Origin of the sequence: Bacillus sp. XT-4 (assembly GCF_050864245.1) — a bacterium.
Taxonomy (GTDB): domain Bacteria; phylum Bacillota; class Bacilli; order Bacillales; family Bacillaceae; genus Bacillus; species Bacillus altitudinis.
This window is the reverse complement of record NZ_JBPAFI010000001.1, coordinates 406459-422484: the sequence shown is the minus strand read 5'-3', so window position 1 is coordinate 422484 and position 16026 is coordinate 406459. Positions and strand designations below refer to the sequence as shown.

The window sequence follows — 16026 nt, the reverse complement described above, 5'->3', positions numbered from 1 at the left end:
CAAATGAGTGTTAGCAGAACTAACCATTAAAAACTTTGCAATCATTGAGGAGTTAACGGTTTCGTTTGAAAAAGGACTCACAGTTCTAACAGGGGAAACAGGTGCCGGAAAATCAATCATGATTGACGCTGTCTCACTTCTCGTAGGGGGAAGAGGATCATCCGAATTTGTCCGTTATGGCGAAAAAAAAGCAGAGCTGGAAGGTCTTTTTCTTGTACCAGCAGATCATCCTGTATTTGCTCTTTGCGAGGAGCAAGGAATTGATGCATCTGATGAAATGATGATTCTTCGCCGTGATATCAATCAAAGCGGGAAAAGCATTTGCCGCATTAATGGTAAGCTTGTCACCATCTCGCTTTTAAGAGAAGTTGGCCGGCTTTTGCTTGATATACATGGACAGCACGATAATCAGCTGTTAATGGAGGATGAAAATCATTTACATTTGCTTGATCAATTTGGAGCAGAAGAAATTGCACCTGCTCTCTCGCAGTATCAAGAAGCGTATGATCAATATATGAAGACAGCGCAAAAGCTCAAACAGTTGTCTGAAAATGAACAGGAAATGGTTCATCGGTTAGACTTATTGCAATTTCAGCTGGAAGAGATCGAAGCGGCACAATTAGAGCCTGGGGAAGATGAGAAGCTTCAAGAGGAACGTCATCAAATCAGCAATTTTGAAAAAATCTTTTCCTCGCTTCAAAACGCATATAATGCTCTGCGTAATGAGCAGGGTGGACTTGATTGGGTTGGGATGGCTTCAAGCGAGCTTGATCAAGTTTCTGAGATCAACGACGATCTGAAAAAGCTCTCTGAGCAAGTGTCAAACTCCTATTATTTATTAGAAGATTCTACTTTTCAAATGCGCAGCATGCTTGATCAATTAGAATTTGACCCAGCCCGTCTTGATTTTATTGAGTCTAGGTTAAATGAGATGAAGCAGCTGAAGCGAAAGTACGGCACAACCGTTGAGGAAATTTTAGAATATGCGGCTAAGATTGAAGAGGAGATAGACCAAATCCAAAATCGAGACAGCCATTTGCAGACACTTAAAAACAAACTTGATGCGATAAGCCGGGATGCATTGCTTGAAGCGCTTAACGTGTCAGAGCTCCGTAAAAAATGGGCGAAAAAACTGGCGAAGCATATTCAAGCTGAATTGAAGGATTTATATATGGAGAAGTCATCTTTTGATACCGCTTTTACGATTCGATATGCACCTTTTGGCAGTACGGACTGCCCGCTTTTAGATGGAAAACCCGTACAGCTCGGAAAAAATGGCATAGATCAAGCGCAATTTGTCATTTCTACAAATCCGGGTGAACCGATGAAATCTTTGTCAAAAGTAGCATCTGGAGGAGAAATTTCACGTGTCATGCTGGCAGTGAAAAGTATTTTCTCAGCGAAACAAGAAGTGACGTCCATTATATTTGATGAAGTGGATACGGGTGTTAGCGGCAGAGTCGCACAAGCCATTGCTGAAAAAATTTATAAAGTAGCAGCAGGCTCACAAGTACTCTGTATTACCCATCTTCCGCAAGTCGCAGCTATGGCTGATACACATCTTTTTATTTCTAAACGCGCTAAAGCTGGTAGAACAATGACGAACGTCAAACCACTCAGTGATGATGAAAAAGTGAGTGAAATTGGCCGAATGATTGCTGGTGTAGAAGTCACTGAGCTCACAAAACAGCATGCAAAAGAATTACTGCACCAAGCAAATGATGTCAAAACGACAGGGTAGCTGAAACAACAGCTGCCTTTTTTATATTGTCTCATATTCGCCGTATATACGCATGAAATCGTCTTTTTCTTTTATCAATTTATCCAATCATTTTCTAAAGGTGTCGGTTATAAATCCTCGCTAAGAAGGCAAAAGTAAAGATGTAGCCAAAACATTAATGTTCTGGTGTGGGTAAGGAGCGAGGAGAGTGAAAAATGAATGCCCGAAAAGATGAGAAAAGCCATTGGTGTGATTCTCCTTGTTTCTTTAATAAGTACAGGGTTTATGAGCATAGTGAAGGAATATATCAGCATTCCAACAACTGTCGCAGTATTTGAACACGAGGAGCATTCGATTGATACATCCATTGAAGCGTCAGCCAATGCTTCTTCACCAGCCTTTAGTCTTTCAGAGAAAAAGAATCAACTTGAAGTAACGGGACAAAAGGCGGGAAAAGCCGAAATTGTTTATGATTTTAAAGGATTTCCTATTAAGAAAACAAAAGTCGATGTTCTTCCCGAATTAAAAGTCATTCCTGGAGGACAATCCATTGGCGTCAAACTCCACTCTGTCGGAGTTCTCGTTGTTGGTTTTCATCAAATCACAACAGCAGACGGCAAAAAATCACCAGGTGAAGCTGCAGGCATTCAATCAGGGGATATGATCATTGAGATCAATGGTCAGAAAATGGAGAAGATGAATGACCTCACCCCATTTATTCAGAAAGCCGGAAAAACGGGGGAAACCCTTCATTTACTCATAAAAAGAGACCATAAAACCTTTCAAACGACATTAACACCCGCGAAAGATGCAAGTGAAGGTACTTATCGAATCGGTCTTTATATTCGTGATTCCGCAGCAGGAATCGGGACGATGACCTTCTTTGAACCATCTTCTAAAAAATATGGCGCCCTTGGGCATGTGATTTCTGACATGGATACAAAAAAACCAATCGTGGTCGACAATGGTGAAATTGTCAGATCAACTGTCACATCCATTGAAAAAGGGACAGGAGGCAACCCTGGAGAAAAATTGGCCAGGTTTTCTTCCGAAAGAAAAACGATAGGTGATATTTCACGTAACAGTCCATTCGGTATATTTGGTACGTTAACCGAAAAACTTGAAAATCATGTAGCAGACAAACCACTTCCAGTCGCATTATCAAATGAAGTAAAAGAAGGTCCAGCCGAAATATTAACGGTCGTGGACCATGATAAAGTAGAGAAATTTGATATTAAAATCGTCAGCACAACACCACAAAAATTCCCGGCAACAAAAGGAATGGTGCTTAAAGTAACAGATGAACGCTTATTAAGCAAAACGGGCGGGATCGTTCAAGGAATGAGCGGTAGTCCGATCATCCAAAATGGCAAAGTCATTGGAGCGGTCACTCACGTGTTCGTCAATGACCCGACAAGCGGATACGGCGTACACATTGAATGGATGCTGTCAGAAGCAGGAATTGACCTTTATCAAAAAAACAAAAAAGCAAGCTGATGAAAAACTGCCGCGAATCTTCCGGCAGTTTTTTTCTACCCTTTCTTTCTCTTCCATCATGTTATAAAATAAGGAAAAAGAGATTTTTCGACAAAATGGAAAACAGTGTGTTGTCAAATTGCAATAATCGTCGATTCATTAAGAAAAACGTAGAAAAAGCTAGATAATGCTCTATTATTCGGAAAATTAAACTTTTTTAAAGGGGATAGCATGGTTTTGTCGAATTGAACACTCAGAAGAGAAATGCAAAAGACTAAGGAATCGACATTGGGGAGGAAAGAACGTGGAGAAAATTAAAGTGTGTGTAGCTGATGACAATCGAGAACTTGTTGGCCTTTTGACAGAGTATATTGAGGGACAGGAAGATATGGAAGTACTTGGCGTGGCGTATAATGGTCAGGAATGTCTGACATTATTTAAAGATAAAGAGCCCGACGTTCTCCTCTTAGATATTATCATGCCTCATTTAGACGGTCTTGCTGTACTGGAACGCCTCCGTGAAAACAATGAAATGACCAAACAGCCAAGTGTCATTATGCTGACGGCTTTCGGACAAGAAGACGTAACGAAAAAAGCAGTCGATTTGGGCGCATCCTATTTCATTTTGAAACCATTCGATATGGAAAACCTCGTAGGTCATATTCGTCAAGTCAGTGGAAACGGCACACAAGTCAGCCATCGATCTTCATCTATCCAAAACAGTGTCCTTCGCAGCAAACCTGAACCGAAACGTAAGAACTTAGATGCGAGCATTACGACGATTATTCATGAGATTGGCGTGCCAGCTCATATTAAAGGCTATTTATACTTAAGAGAAGCCATTTCGATGGTGTACAATGATATTGAACTACTCGGCAGTATTACAAAAGTATTGTACCCAGACATTGCAAAGAAATTTAACACGACAGCCAGCAGGGTAGAACGAGCGATTCGTCATGCCATTGAAGTGGCTTGGAGCAGAGGGAATATTGACTCCATTTCGTCACTCTTTGGCTACACAGTCAGCATGTCAAAAGCCAAACCGACCAATTCAGAATTTATTGCGATGGTGGCTGATCGTCTGCGTTTAGAGCATAGAGCAAGCTAAAATCAACGTCCATAAAAAAACGTTTCTTCAATGAGGCGTTTTTTTATTTTTGTAAAATATTGCTAAAAAATGGTTATGTTGATAAAATCATCTTTAATGTTTAAATTGGACAAACGGGTCGCTTTATTTTCAGAATAAAATGAAAAATAAAGCATGAAAGAAATGAATAGGACATAAAATAGTGGTAATCAGCTACGCTAATCAATTGGCTTATAGAAGAAGAAAACGCTCATTCGTAAGAAAAAGGATGAGAGGAAAAGGTCTTATGTAATTAGTAAATAAAGTAAATGAGATCGAAAGTTCTATTTCTATTGACCTGATTGGTTGGCGTTTTAAAGTCACTGGCTTCTTAGAGATTGTGCCATTTGAACTGAATATTCCCATTGTCGAATTTAATAATTTTCACATTCTTTTACTATGCTATAATAATGAAAAGAAGAGGGTGAGGTTATGGGAAAGCTGAAAATCCACTCTGCTGAGGTTGCGAACGAAATTAGCAAGTGGACGAGGGTCATTTCTCAGAATGACCTAGAAAAATCTGCTGTCTATAAAGAGAAAATTCAGAATTTGCTAAAAAATACAGATGAGGATCGAGAAGTTCTTCTTTATTATCAGCTAGTCGACGGCAGACATGAAATGTTACTTGGAAATATTGAAAAAGCCAATCAGATTATGAAAAGTGTCGGAACGCTGGATGAAAAAGCAGATGACATTATTAATTTTTATTTTTACTTTTATAAAGGCCAATATGCTGCCTATGTCAAAAAATATGATGAGGCGATTAGTTTTTATAAGATTGCTGAGCAGCGGCTAAAACGTGTGAATGAAGATCTTGAAGTCGGAACTTTTCATCATAAAGTCGCTTCCATTTATTACGAACTGAAGCAAAATTTCATATCCATTAATCATATTAAAAAAGCCATTGATACATTTAAAGCGCATGAAGAATATACCGCACAGGCGATTGACAGCTTGATCTTACATGCGAGCAACTGTATTGATTTACTACAGTTTGATGAAGCTGAGGAAAAGTACCAAGAGGCACTTGAGAAAAGTAAGCGCATTAACAATGAAGTGCTGATTGGGAAGTGCTATCACAATTTAGCGGTTCTTTATTACGCAAAACCTGATTATGAAAAAAGTGCGCAATACGCCAAAAAAGGGATGAGCATTCAAATTCATCGCGACAATAGCCATTATTTCATCCAATCTTTATATGTTCTCGCAAATGCCTTAGTTCATTTAGGAGATCATGAGGCGAAAGAATATATTAAAGAGGGGATTCAATATAGCTGCGATATCCAAAATAATGAATATATAGTAAAATTTGAAATTTTGGATTTGATGTGCGAAAATAGTGGAGCAGCAGACGTATTCTCTGAAAAATTAGACTACATAGAAAAAAATAGATTATATGTGGAGCTTGAGGATTTGTCTGAACAAATATCGAAATACTTCAAGGAACGAAATGATTATCAAAATGCCATTCGTTTTCTTGAAAAGAAATTCGATGCGCAAATACTTCAAAAGAAAGTGGAGGTTATCTTATGAAAAAGTTGTTGTTAGGTGTAACAATCGTTACAGCAGTCGCAGTTGTTTCTTCCCTTTTTGCTCTTGACGCAGAGACGACAGAGCAAGCCATCAGAGCGATTACGTGATCGAATTTACCTGTCAACCTCTTCTCTCTTATTAGAAGAGGTTTTTTTATGTGCTCAAACTGGCAAAACGAAAAAAGACACGTCATAATATAGGTAATCATCATATTTAGAGGTGGCATATGACGAAAATTTTTGCGCATAGAGGCTTTAAAGGAAACTATCCAGAGAACACGATGATTGCCTTTGAGCACGCACTCCATTCTGGAGCGGATGGAATTGAGCTTGATGTTCAGCTCACCAAAGACGGCAGGCTGGCTGTTATTCACGATGAAAAACTGAACCGAACGACCAATATGAAAGGGTTAGTGAAAGACTATACATATGAAGAGTTAAAAAGAGGAGATGCCAGTCATTCTTTCTATGAAGAAACGGGTGCGGTCACCATTCCTCTTTTAGAAGAAGTATTAGAGCTAGTGACGCAGAGACCATCCTTTATGATCAACATTGAATTAAAAAACTCTATTTATCGATATCCAGGGATTGAAGAGAAAGTAAAAGAGCAAATTGAGCACTTTCAAATAGAGGATCGAGTGCTTGTCTCATCATTTCATCACGGCAGCTTAGCTCTTTTTCACAAGCTAATGCCGCACATTGAACTGGCGGTCCTCACAATGGATGTGATTCATCAGCCGGACATGTATTTAAAAACAATCCCGGCAAAGGGCTACCATCCGAATATAAAGGGCGCTGGGGTGACAAAAGAAGTAGTAGCCGCTCTCCATGCGGACCAACAAGTGATTAGACCGTTTACTGTAAACAGTGAGAAGCAAATAAAAAATATGTTGACCTTGGGTGTTGATGGAATCTTTACAGATTTTCCTGATCGAGCCGTCAAAATAAGAGAAGAAATGAAATAAATACCCGCTATCAACAGCGGGTCTTTTTCATGATTACCTTTGCTTAAAACGAGTTGTTACTTTATTTCGTTTACGGTCTCTATATAAAATAAATCCTGCAACAACATAAAGGCCTCCCCCTAAAAATAACAACCCTGCAATTCCTTGCAGCCATAAATATGGAAATGGTGCAATGATGATGCCGAAAACAGTGTCACGCAGCAGCTTAATGCCAAGTGCTGCAAAGGCTCCAGGTATTAAAATAATCACTAATGCCAGTATTCTCCCCATCAAATGTCCCCTTAAACGTCATTTACTTCCATTGTCTAATTCAAAAAATATTTTGTCAAGAAAGGAAAACGTGGTAATATAGGTGTTGTGCAATTTTTTGCAACGGAAAAATATGGTGTGCAAAATTTTTCATATAAAGGGGTAACGGGATGCAGAGAGTCTTGATTGTCGGTGCAGGACAAGGTGGATCAGCACTGCTTGAAACATTGCTGAAAACAAATACGGTTCAAATCATTGCGATCGCCGACCTTGATCTCGAGGCACCGGGGATGGATGAAGCGAAAAAGAATGGAATTGAGACGACGACGGATTGGAAAGAATACATAAAAGATGACATTGATATCATCATTGAAACCACAGGCAGTTCTGCTGTACTGAAGGAACTAATTGAACAAAAACCAGAGCATGCTGTGATTGTGCCAAGCTCGATGGCATATGTCATGTCAGAATTAATGGCAGAGAAACAACAGCTTATTCAAATATTGAAGGAACAAACCTATAAACATGACCGCATTTTTAATGCAACGAATGATGGCATGATTTTTATTAATATGGATGAAGAAGTGGTCCTGTTTAATCGATCGGCTGCCAAAATGGTGGGGTGTTCGCAAAAGGATGCGATTGGCCGTCACATTCGAGAAGTGATTCCGAACACGAAACTTCCCGATATATTAAGGTCAAGGGAGCCGGAATTTAACCAAAAGCAATTTTTGAATCAGCAAATTCAAATTGTGACCACCCGTCTGCCGATTATTGATGACGCGGGGAGAATGTTAGGTGCTTTATCCATCTTTAAAGACATTACAGATGCGGTGGAGCTTGCGGAAGAAGTGACAAACCTCAAAGAAGTAAGAACGATGCTTGAGGCGATTATTCAATCATCAGATGAAGCCATATCGGTTGTCGATGAGCAGGGGAAAGGTATTTTGATCAACCGTGCTTATACGAAAATGACCGGTTTAACGGATAAAGAGGTCGTAGGTAAACCAGCTGGTGCTGATATTTCCGAAGGGGAAAGCATGCACTTAAAGGTGCTTGAAACAAGAAGACCTGTTCGTGGCGTCAGAATGAAGGTTGGTCCAAATAAAAAAGATGTCATCGTCAATGTAGCACCTGTTATTGTGGACGGCATTCTAAAAGGCAGTGTCGGCGTCATTCACGATGTATCCGAAATTCAATCATTGACGAATGAATTAAATAAAGCAAGACAGCTCATCCGAACACTTGAAGCAAAGTACACATTTGAAGACATTATTGGAGAAAGTGAACAAATGCTTGTCGCACTTGAGCAGGCAAAGCTGGGTGCAAAAACGCCGGCAACCATTTTACTCCGCGGAGAATCAGGTACTGGGAAAGAGCTGTTTGCACATGCCATTCACAATGAAAGTGATCGCAAGTACAACCGCTTTGTCCGTGTCAACTGTGCTGCCTTATCAGAAACTCTTTTAGAGTCAGAACTGTTTGGCTACGAGGAAGGAGCGTTTTCTGGTGCAAGGCGAGGCGGGAAAAAAGGGCTGTTTGAAGAAGCCAATCAAGGCAGCATCTTTTTAGATGAAATCGGTGAAATGACGCCAAGTACACAAGCGAAATTGCTGCGTGTCATGCAAGAAAAAGAAATTGTTCGGGTAGGCGGAACGAAAGCGATACCGGTCGATGTGCGTGTGATCACAGCGACAAATGTCAATATTGAAAAGGCGATGGCAGAAGGGAAGTTCAGAGAGGATTTATATTATCGAATGAATAGATACCCGATATCGATCCCACCGCTCAGACAGCGTCTCGAAGATATTGAATCATTAAGTAAACGCCTCATCCAGAAGATCAATTTAGACTATGGGCGAAACGTCAGCGGCTTAACAGATCGTGCGCTTCATAGACTTCGATCATATAGCTGGCCAGGCAACGTGAGAGAGCTTGAAAATGTGCTTGGACGAGCGATGATCTTTTTGAATCCGCAAGAAGAATGGATCGATGAAGCGCATATCGCCTTCATGGAGTCAGACGAGCATGAGGAAAAAGAGCAGCAGGAACTGGCTGTTAGTCAATTTGAGGGGGAGACGCTCTCAGATGCTGTAGAAGCATTTGAAGCGCAGTTGATCAAACAAACCCTTGAAAAACATCAATTCAATCGCACAAAAACAGCGAAAACGTTAGGGATCAGCATTCGAAATCTTTACTATAAAATGGATAAGTATCAGCTTGCAAAAGATAGCATGCAGTAACATGCACGTAACCTGCAAGAAATTGCATAATTTCTTTGCGGAAAGGCTTATTTTTCACACATTTCAAGCTGGCACGGAACTTGCATATAAAAAGAGGAACCGAGCACAAGGAAAGGTGGGCAAGTATGAAGCTTGACGATCTGATTATCAAAGCCTCGCAGCTGCAGAATAAAACAGCGGCTGTGGCTCATGCAGAAGACGAAGAAGTGCTTCATGCCATCAAAATGGCAATCGAACGAAAAGTCGCTCGCTTCCTGCTGGTTGGAAACAAACGCAACCTAAAGGAGCTAGTCAAACAGCATGAGATTAATGAAGACTGGATAGATATTATTCATTCAGATTCACCCGAAGAATCTGCCAAAATTGCCGTTCAGGCAGTAAGTGAAAATCATGCAGATATTCTCATGAAGGGGCATGTCCCGACAGCCGTACTGTTAAAAGCTGTCCTAAATAAAGAATATGGGCTTCGGACAGCGAGTGTCCTTTCACATGTTGCAGCCTTCGAAGTACCGGGCTTTGACCGTTTTATCTATGTGACGGACTCTGCGATGAACATTGCGCCTGATTTAAATATGCTGAAAGAAATTACGGTGAATTCCGTTCAAGTCGCACAAGCTGTCGGAAATGATATGCCCAAAGTGGCGGTATTATCAGCGGTAGAAGTCGTAAACCCAGCGATGGATTCGACGCTCACAGCTGCAAGCCTTGCGCAAATGAATCGAAGAGGTCAAATTTCTGGCTGCCTGATTGATGGACCGCTGGCTTTAGATAATGCCATTTCTCAAACGGCAGCTTCTCATAAAAATATTACGAGTGATGTGGCTGGTCATGCAGATATTTTGCTTGTGCCAACCATTGAAGCAGGCAACATTCTTTATAAATCTCTCATCTACTTTGCTCATGCAAAAGTGGGAGCTGTGGTGGCAGGAGCGAAAGCACCGATTGCTTTAACAAGCCGGTCTGATTCAGCTGAAAGCAAGCTCTATTCAATTGCACTTGCCATCTGTACATCTAATTAAGCGAAAGTATTAGGAGGAATAGAAAATGGAACTTTTTAAATATATGGAACGATACGATTATGAACAGCTTGTATTTTGTCAGGATGAACAGTCTGGTTTAAAAGCCATCATTGCCATTCATGATACAACACTTGGGCCAGCACTCGGCGGAACAAGAATGTGGACATATGAAAATGAAGAAGCAGCGATCGAAGATGCCTTGCGTCTTGCAAGAGGTATGACTTATAAAAATGCGGCGGCAGGGCTTAACCTTGGCGGCGGTAAAACGGTCATCATTGGTGATCCGAGAAAAGACAAGAATGAAGAAATGTTCCGTGCTTTTGGCCGTTACATTCAAGGATTAAATGGCCGTTATATCACTGCTGAAGATGTCGGTACAACGGTAGAAGATATGGATCTTATCCATGAAGAAACAGACTTTGTCACAGGCATCTCTCCTGCATTTGGTTCTTCAGGAAACCCATCTCCAGTGACTGCTTACGGTGTATATAAAGGCATGAAAGCAGCTGCAAAAGCAGCATTCGGTACAGATTCATTAGAAGGAAAAACAATTGCCGTTCAAGGTGTTGGAAACGTGGCTTACAACCTATGTAAACACCTGCATGAAGAAGGCGCACAGCTTATCGTCACTGATATCAACAAAGACTCAGTTCAGCGAGCTGTAGAAGACTTCGGTGCAAAAGCGGTAGACCCTGATGATATTTATGATCAAGAATGTGATATATACGCACCATGTGCACTCGGTGCAACCATTAACGATGTGACGATTCCTAAATTAAAGGCAAAAGTCATCGCAGGTGCAGCGAATAACCAGCTGAGAGAAACTCATCATGGAGATCTTATTCATGAAATGGGCATTGTGTACGCACCGGATTATGTGATCAATGCAGGCGGTGTGATTAACGTTGCAGATGAGCTTTATGGCTATAATGCAGATCGTGCAATGAAAAAAGTAGAAGGCATTTACCAAAACATTGAGCGAGTGATTGAAATCTCTAACCGTGATGCCATTCCAACTTATAAAGCGGCAGACCGATTGGCTGAAGAGCGAATTGAAAGAATGCGCAAATCAAGAAGCCAATTCCTGCAAAATGGTCAACATATTTTAAGTCGTCGCTAAATGGATGAATGAGTTGAAACGGAGGTTTTGTTTTTGCTGACAAAAGAATGGCGTATTCTCACGATTAATCCTGGCTCTACCTCAACAAAAATCGGTGTGTTTCATAATGAACGATCTATTTTTGAAACGACATTAAGACATACAGATGAGGAAATTAAGCAGTTTCCTCATATCATTGATCAATTTTCATTCCGTAAAGAAACCATTTTGAAAACACTGCATGAACAGGGGATGAACATCTCAAAGTTTGATGCAGTTTGCGCACGCGGTGGTCTTCTTCGTCCGATTGAAGGTGGCACATATGAAGTAAATGAGCAAATGGTTGAAGATCTAAAAGAAGGGTATGCTGGCCAGCACGCCTCTAATCTAGGCGGAATTATTGCCCGAGAAATTGCACTTGGCCTTAACATCCCAGCTTTTATTGTTGATCCCGTAGTCGTAGATGAACTACAGCCAATTGCTCGTATTTCAGGACTGCCAACAATTGAGCGGAAAAGCATTTTTCATGCGTTAAATCAAAAAGCAGTCGCAAGAAAAACGGCTGCTTCGTTTGGAAAACGTTATGAAGATTTGAACATGATCATTACCCATATGGGCGGCGGAATTACGATTGGTGTACATCAAAAAGGAAAAGTCATTGATGTGAATAACGGTCTTCATGGCGAGGGTCCTTTCAGCCCAGAGCGGGCAGGTACTCTTCCAACAGGTGACCTTGTTAATTTATGCTTTTCTGGTGAATATTCGCAAGAGGAAATGCTCAAACGCATTATTGGCGAAGGCGGTCTTGCGGGCTATCTTGGTACGACAGATGCAGTAAAAGTAGAGCGTATGATTGAAGCAGGCGATGAGCGTGCGGCGCTTATTTATGAAGCGATGTGCTATCAAATTGCCAAAGAAATCGGTGCGGCTAGTGCGGTTTTAAAAGGAGCTGTTGACGTCATTGTGTTAACAGGTGGCCTTGCGTACAGCAAACAAATTACGTCAAGCATTAGAGGATACATTGACTGGATTTCAGATGTTGTTGTGTACCCAGGTGAAAATGAATTGCAATCCTTAGCAGAAGGGGCGCTTCGCATTTTAAAAGAAGAAGAATCACCAAAAGAATACCCAAATGATCAAAAGGCGGAGAAAGGAGTGACAAGTCATGGCAACTGAATATGACCTCGTCATTCTTGGTGGAGGCACAGGCGGCTATGTAGCGGCCATTCGTGCCTCTCAACTTGGATTGAAAACAGCAGTCGTAGAAAAATCAAAGCTCGGTGGAACATGTCTTCATAAAGGCTGTATCCCATCTAAAGCGCTGCTTAGAAGTGCAGAAGTCTATCAAACGGTCAAACGTGCCGCTGATTTTGGCGTTGAAGCAAGCGGAATTGCCTTACAATTTGCCAACGTACAAAAAAGAAAAACAGAGATTGTCGACAAATTAGCAGGCGGCGTCAAACATTTAATGAAACAAGGGAAAATTGATGTATACGAAGGAATAGGCCGTATCTTAGGCCCTTCGATTTTTTCGCCAATGCCAGGCACCATCTCGGTAGAAATGGCGAATGGCGATGAAAATGAAATGCTGATTCCTAAGCAGGTCATCATTGCGACTGGATCAAGACCGCGCGTCCTGCCCGGACTTGAAGCGGATGGAACACACATCCTTACATCAGACGAAGCACTTGAACTGCAAGAACTCCCTCAGTCCATGCTGATTGTCGGCGGAGGCGTGATTGGAATCGAATGGGCTTCTATGCTCAATGATTTTGGCGTAAAAGTCACAGTGATCGAATTTGCAGATCGCATTTTGCCAACAGAGGATCAAGATATTTCTAAAGAAATGGAAAAGCTTTTAACGAAAAAGGGCATCACCTTAGTGACAAATGCGAAGGTTCTGCCAGATACTGCCGAAAAGCATGAGAATCTGGTCAAGATCCAAGTGGAACAAGGTGGAGACACTCAGTCGTTTGAAGCAGAGAAACTGCTTCTTTCAGTTGGCCGAGTGCCAAACGTGGAAGGCATAGGTCTTGAAAACACGGACATCCAGACAGAAAATCATGGCATTGTCGTGAATGAGCATTACCAAACGAAAGAGTCGCATATTTACGCAATAGGTGATGTCATTGGCGGTCTTCAGCTGGCGCATGTCGCATCACATGAAGGCATGATTGCAGTAGAACATATGGCTGGTCAAGATCCAAAGCCGCTTGATGAAACGCTCGTGTCTAAATGTGTTTACTCTCACCCAGAAACCGCTAGTGTTGGACTGACTGAACAGGCGGCAAAAGAGCAAGGCTACGAAGTCAAGATTGGGAAGTTTCCCTTTATGGCCATCGGAAAAGCGCTTGTATTTGGAGAGTCTGATGGATTTGTCAAAATCATTGCTGACCAAAAGACAGATGATATCTTAGGGATTCATATGATTGGTCCTCATGTAACAGATATGATATCTGAAGCTGGATTAGCCAAAGTATTAGATGCAACTCCGTGGGAAGTGGCGCAGACGATCCACCCGCACCCAACCTTGTCAGAAGCAATTGGCGAGGCAGCACTGGCTGTTGACGGAAAGGCGATCCATTTTTAATCAAGGAGGGAAACATGATGAGTAACATGCGTCATCAGGAATTAGGATTATCAGATGAACAAGCGATTGACATATATAGAACCATGCTTTTAGCAAGAAAAATTGATGAACGGATGTGGCTGTTAAACCGTTCTGGAAAAATTCCATTCGTCATCTCTTGTCAAGGACAGGAAGCGCAGCAAGTCGGTGCCGCTTTTGCCCTCAATAGGGAAGAGGATTACGTTTTACCTTATTACCGTGATATGGGGGTTGTCCTTGCATTCGGGATGACGGCGAAAGATTTAATGATGTCTGGTTTTGCGAAAAAAGACGATCCAAACTCAGGCGGGAGACAGATGCCAGGTCATTTTGGGCAAAGATCAAACCGAATTGTGACAGGATCATCACCTGTGACAACACAGGTTCCTCATGCGGTTGGCATCGCACTTGCCGGGCGGCTAGAGCAAAAGGATTTTGTTAGCTTTGTCACGTTCGGTGAAGGCTCTTCAAACCAAGGAGACTTTCACGAAGGCGCCAACTTTGCTGCGGTGCATAAGCTGCCTGTTATTTTCATGTGTGAAAACAATAAGTATGCGATTTCTGTCCCGTATGACAAACAAGTGGCATGTGAGCGTATTTCAGATCGTGCAATAGGGTACGGAATGCCGGGTGTGACGGTTGATGGAAATGATCCGCTTGAAGTGTATGCAGCGGTCAAAGAAGCGAGAGACCGTGCGGCAAGAGGTGAAGGCCCAACATTGATCGAAACCATTTCTTACCGGTTAACTGCGCATTCAAGTGATGACGATGATTCTAGCTATCGAGAAAAGGAAGAAGTGCTCGAAGCAAGAAAGAAAGATCCGCTCATTCAATATGAAACGTACTTAATCGAAGGAAATGTCATGACTTCTGAAATGAAAGAAGACATGACCAAAGAAATCATGCAAATCGTAAACGAAGCCACTGATGAAGCGGAAAACGCAGCTTATGCCGATGCAGAAAGCGCACTTCGTTACGTGTATGCGGAGTAAGGGGGAAGAAAAATGCCTGTTATGTCATATATAGACGCTATTACACTAGCGATGAAAGAAGAAATGGAGCGAGATCCGAAAGTGTTTGTACTCGGAGAGGATGTCGGGAAAAAAGGCGGCGTATTTAAAGCAACAGCGGGTCTTTACGAGCAATTTGGAGAAGCGCGCGTCATGGATACACCTCTTGCCGAATCAGCGATTGCAGGTGTAGGTATTGGGGCAGCGATGTATGGAATGCGCCCAATTGCAGAAATGCAATTTGCGGATTTCATTATGCCAGCCATCAACCAAATCATTTCAGAGGCTGCAAAAATTAGATATCGTTCCAATAATGATTGGAGTTGCCCAATGGTCATTCGTGCTCCTTACGGGGGCGGCGTACACGGGGCGCTTTATCATTCACAATCGGTCGAAGCCATTTTTGCCAATCAGCCAGGCTTAAAGATTGTGATGCCTTCTACACCTTATGATGTCAAAGGGTTGTTAAAAGCCGCAGTGCGTGATCCAGATCCTGTATTGTTCTTTGAACACAAACGTGCATACCGTCTCATTAAAGGAGAAGTGCCTGAAGAAGATTATACGCTCCCTATTGGAAAAGCGGATGTGAAACGAGAAGGCGATGACATTACGGTCATTACATATGGCCTTTGTGTTCATTTTGCCCTCCAAGCAGCAGAGCGCCTTGCGAAGGACGGAATTTCTGCTCATATTCTCGATTTACGTACAGTGTACCCGCTTGATCAAGAAGCGATTATTGAAGCGGCATCAAAAACAGGGAAAGTACTCTTGTTAACAGAAGATACAAAAGAAGGAAGCATCATGAGTGAAGTAGCTGCCATCATTTCAGAGCACTGCTTGTTTGATTTAGATGCGCCAATTAAACGTCTAGCAGGACCTGATATCCCTGCAATGCCTTATGCACCGACAATGGAGAAATTCTTCATGGTTAATCCGGATAAGGTAGAAGCTGAAATGAGAGAACTAGCGGCGTTTTAAG

The 16026-nt window shown here is 41.8% G+C and carries 13 protein-coding genes; 12 read left to right on the top strand and 1 reads right to left on the bottom strand.

Annotated elements, in window-relative coordinates; all coding sequences use genetic code 11:
• Positions 1 to 7: 7 nt before the first annotated feature.
• From recN to ACRRMM_RS02180, 5 genes are all read left to right on the top strand, one after another.
• A complete protein-coding gene (gene recN / locus ACRRMM_RS02200; RefSeq protein WP_039964012.1) occupies positions 8 to 1741 on the top strand; it encodes a DNA repair protein RecN in 1734 nt (577 codons plus the stop codon).
• Between the two features lie 198 nt (positions 1742 to 1939).
• Positions 1940 to 3217, top strand: a complete 1278-nt coding sequence (spoIVB, locus tag ACRRMM_RS02195) for a SpoIVB peptidase (RefSeq protein WP_432450773.1) — start codon at positions 1940 to 1942, stop codon at positions 3215 to 3217.
• 283 nt (positions 3218 to 3500) lie between these two features.
• Complete coding sequence (gene spo0A / locus ACRRMM_RS02190; RefSeq protein ID WP_008342226.1) at positions 3501 to 4304, top strand: sporulation transcription factor Spo0A; 804 nt, start codon at positions 3501 to 3503, stop codon at positions 4302 to 4304.
• Between the two features lie 450 nt (positions 4305 to 4754).
• Complete coding sequence (locus ACRRMM_RS02185) at positions 4755 to 5855, top strand: Rap family tetratricopeptide repeat protein (protein ID WP_019743381.1); 1101 nt, start codon at positions 4755 to 4757, stop codon at positions 5853 to 5855.
• Positions 5856 to 6081: 226 nt separating this feature from the next.
• Positions 6082 to 6819 (top strand): glycerophosphodiester phosphodiesterase, encoded by a 738-nt coding sequence (locus ACRRMM_RS02180; RefSeq protein WP_048001396.1) that lies wholly within the window; start codon positions 6082 to 6084, stop codon positions 6817 to 6819.
• Positions 6820 to 6852: 33 nt separating this feature from the next.
• Here the strand turns inward: ACRRMM_RS02180 and ACRRMM_RS02175 are convergent, their stop codons facing one another.
• Complete coding sequence (locus tag ACRRMM_RS02175; protein WP_017357960.1) at positions 6853 to 7089, bottom strand: DUF2627 domain-containing protein; 237 nt, start codon at positions 7087 to 7089, stop codon at positions 6853 to 6855.
• Positions 7090 to 7238: 149 nt separating this feature from the next.
• Here ACRRMM_RS02175 and ACRRMM_RS02170 point away from each other — a divergent pair, with 149 nt between their 5' ends.
• From ACRRMM_RS02170 to ACRRMM_RS02140, 7 genes are all read left to right on the top strand, one after another.
• Positions 7239 to 9311 carry a sigma-54 interaction domain-containing protein gene (locus tag ACRRMM_RS02170; protein ID WP_017367572.1) on the top strand — a complete coding sequence of 691 codons (2073 nt, stop codon included), beginning with the start codon at positions 7239 to 7241 and terminating at the stop codon, positions 9309 to 9311.
• A gap of 125 nt (positions 9312 to 9436) precedes the next feature.
• A complete protein-coding gene (gene yqiS / locus ACRRMM_RS02165; protein WP_008342231.1) occupies positions 9437 to 10330 on the top strand; it encodes a phosphate butyryltransferase in 894 nt (297 codons plus the stop codon).
• Positions 10331 to 10355: 25 nt separating this feature from the next.
• On the top strand, positions 10356 to 11450 hold the full coding sequence (gene bcd, locus ACRRMM_RS02160; RefSeq protein ID WP_007501155.1) for a branched-chain amino acid dehydrogenase: 1095 nt from the start codon (positions 10356 to 10358) through the stop codon (positions 11448 to 11450).
• Between the two features lie 33 nt (positions 11451 to 11483).
• Positions 11484 to 12605 carry a butyrate kinase gene (gene buk / locus ACRRMM_RS02155; RefSeq protein WP_017357958.1) on the top strand — a complete coding sequence of 374 codons (1122 nt, stop codon included), beginning with the start codon at positions 11484 to 11486 and terminating at the stop codon, positions 12603 to 12605.
• Positions 12595 to 14019, top strand: a complete 1425-nt coding sequence (gene lpdA, locus ACRRMM_RS02150) for a dihydrolipoyl dehydrogenase (RefSeq protein ID WP_428828439.1) — start codon at positions 12595 to 12597, stop codon at positions 14017 to 14019. Before buk ends, lpdA begins: the two co-directional genes overlap by 11 nt.
• Before the next feature lie 17 nt (positions 14020 to 14036).
• The gene (locus tag ACRRMM_RS02145) at positions 14037 to 15029 is read left to right on the top strand and encodes a thiamine pyrophosphate-dependent dehydrogenase E1 component subunit alpha (protein ID WP_048003063.1); all 993 of its coding nucleotides are present in this window, start codon (positions 14037 to 14039) and stop codon (positions 15027 to 15029) included.
• 12 nt (positions 15030 to 15041) lie between these two features.
• Positions 15042 to 16025 (top strand): alpha-ketoacid dehydrogenase subunit beta, encoded by a 984-nt coding sequence (locus tag ACRRMM_RS02140; protein ID WP_007501148.1) that lies wholly within the window; start codon positions 15042 to 15044, stop codon positions 16023 to 16025.
• Position 16026 lies beyond the last annotated feature (1 nt).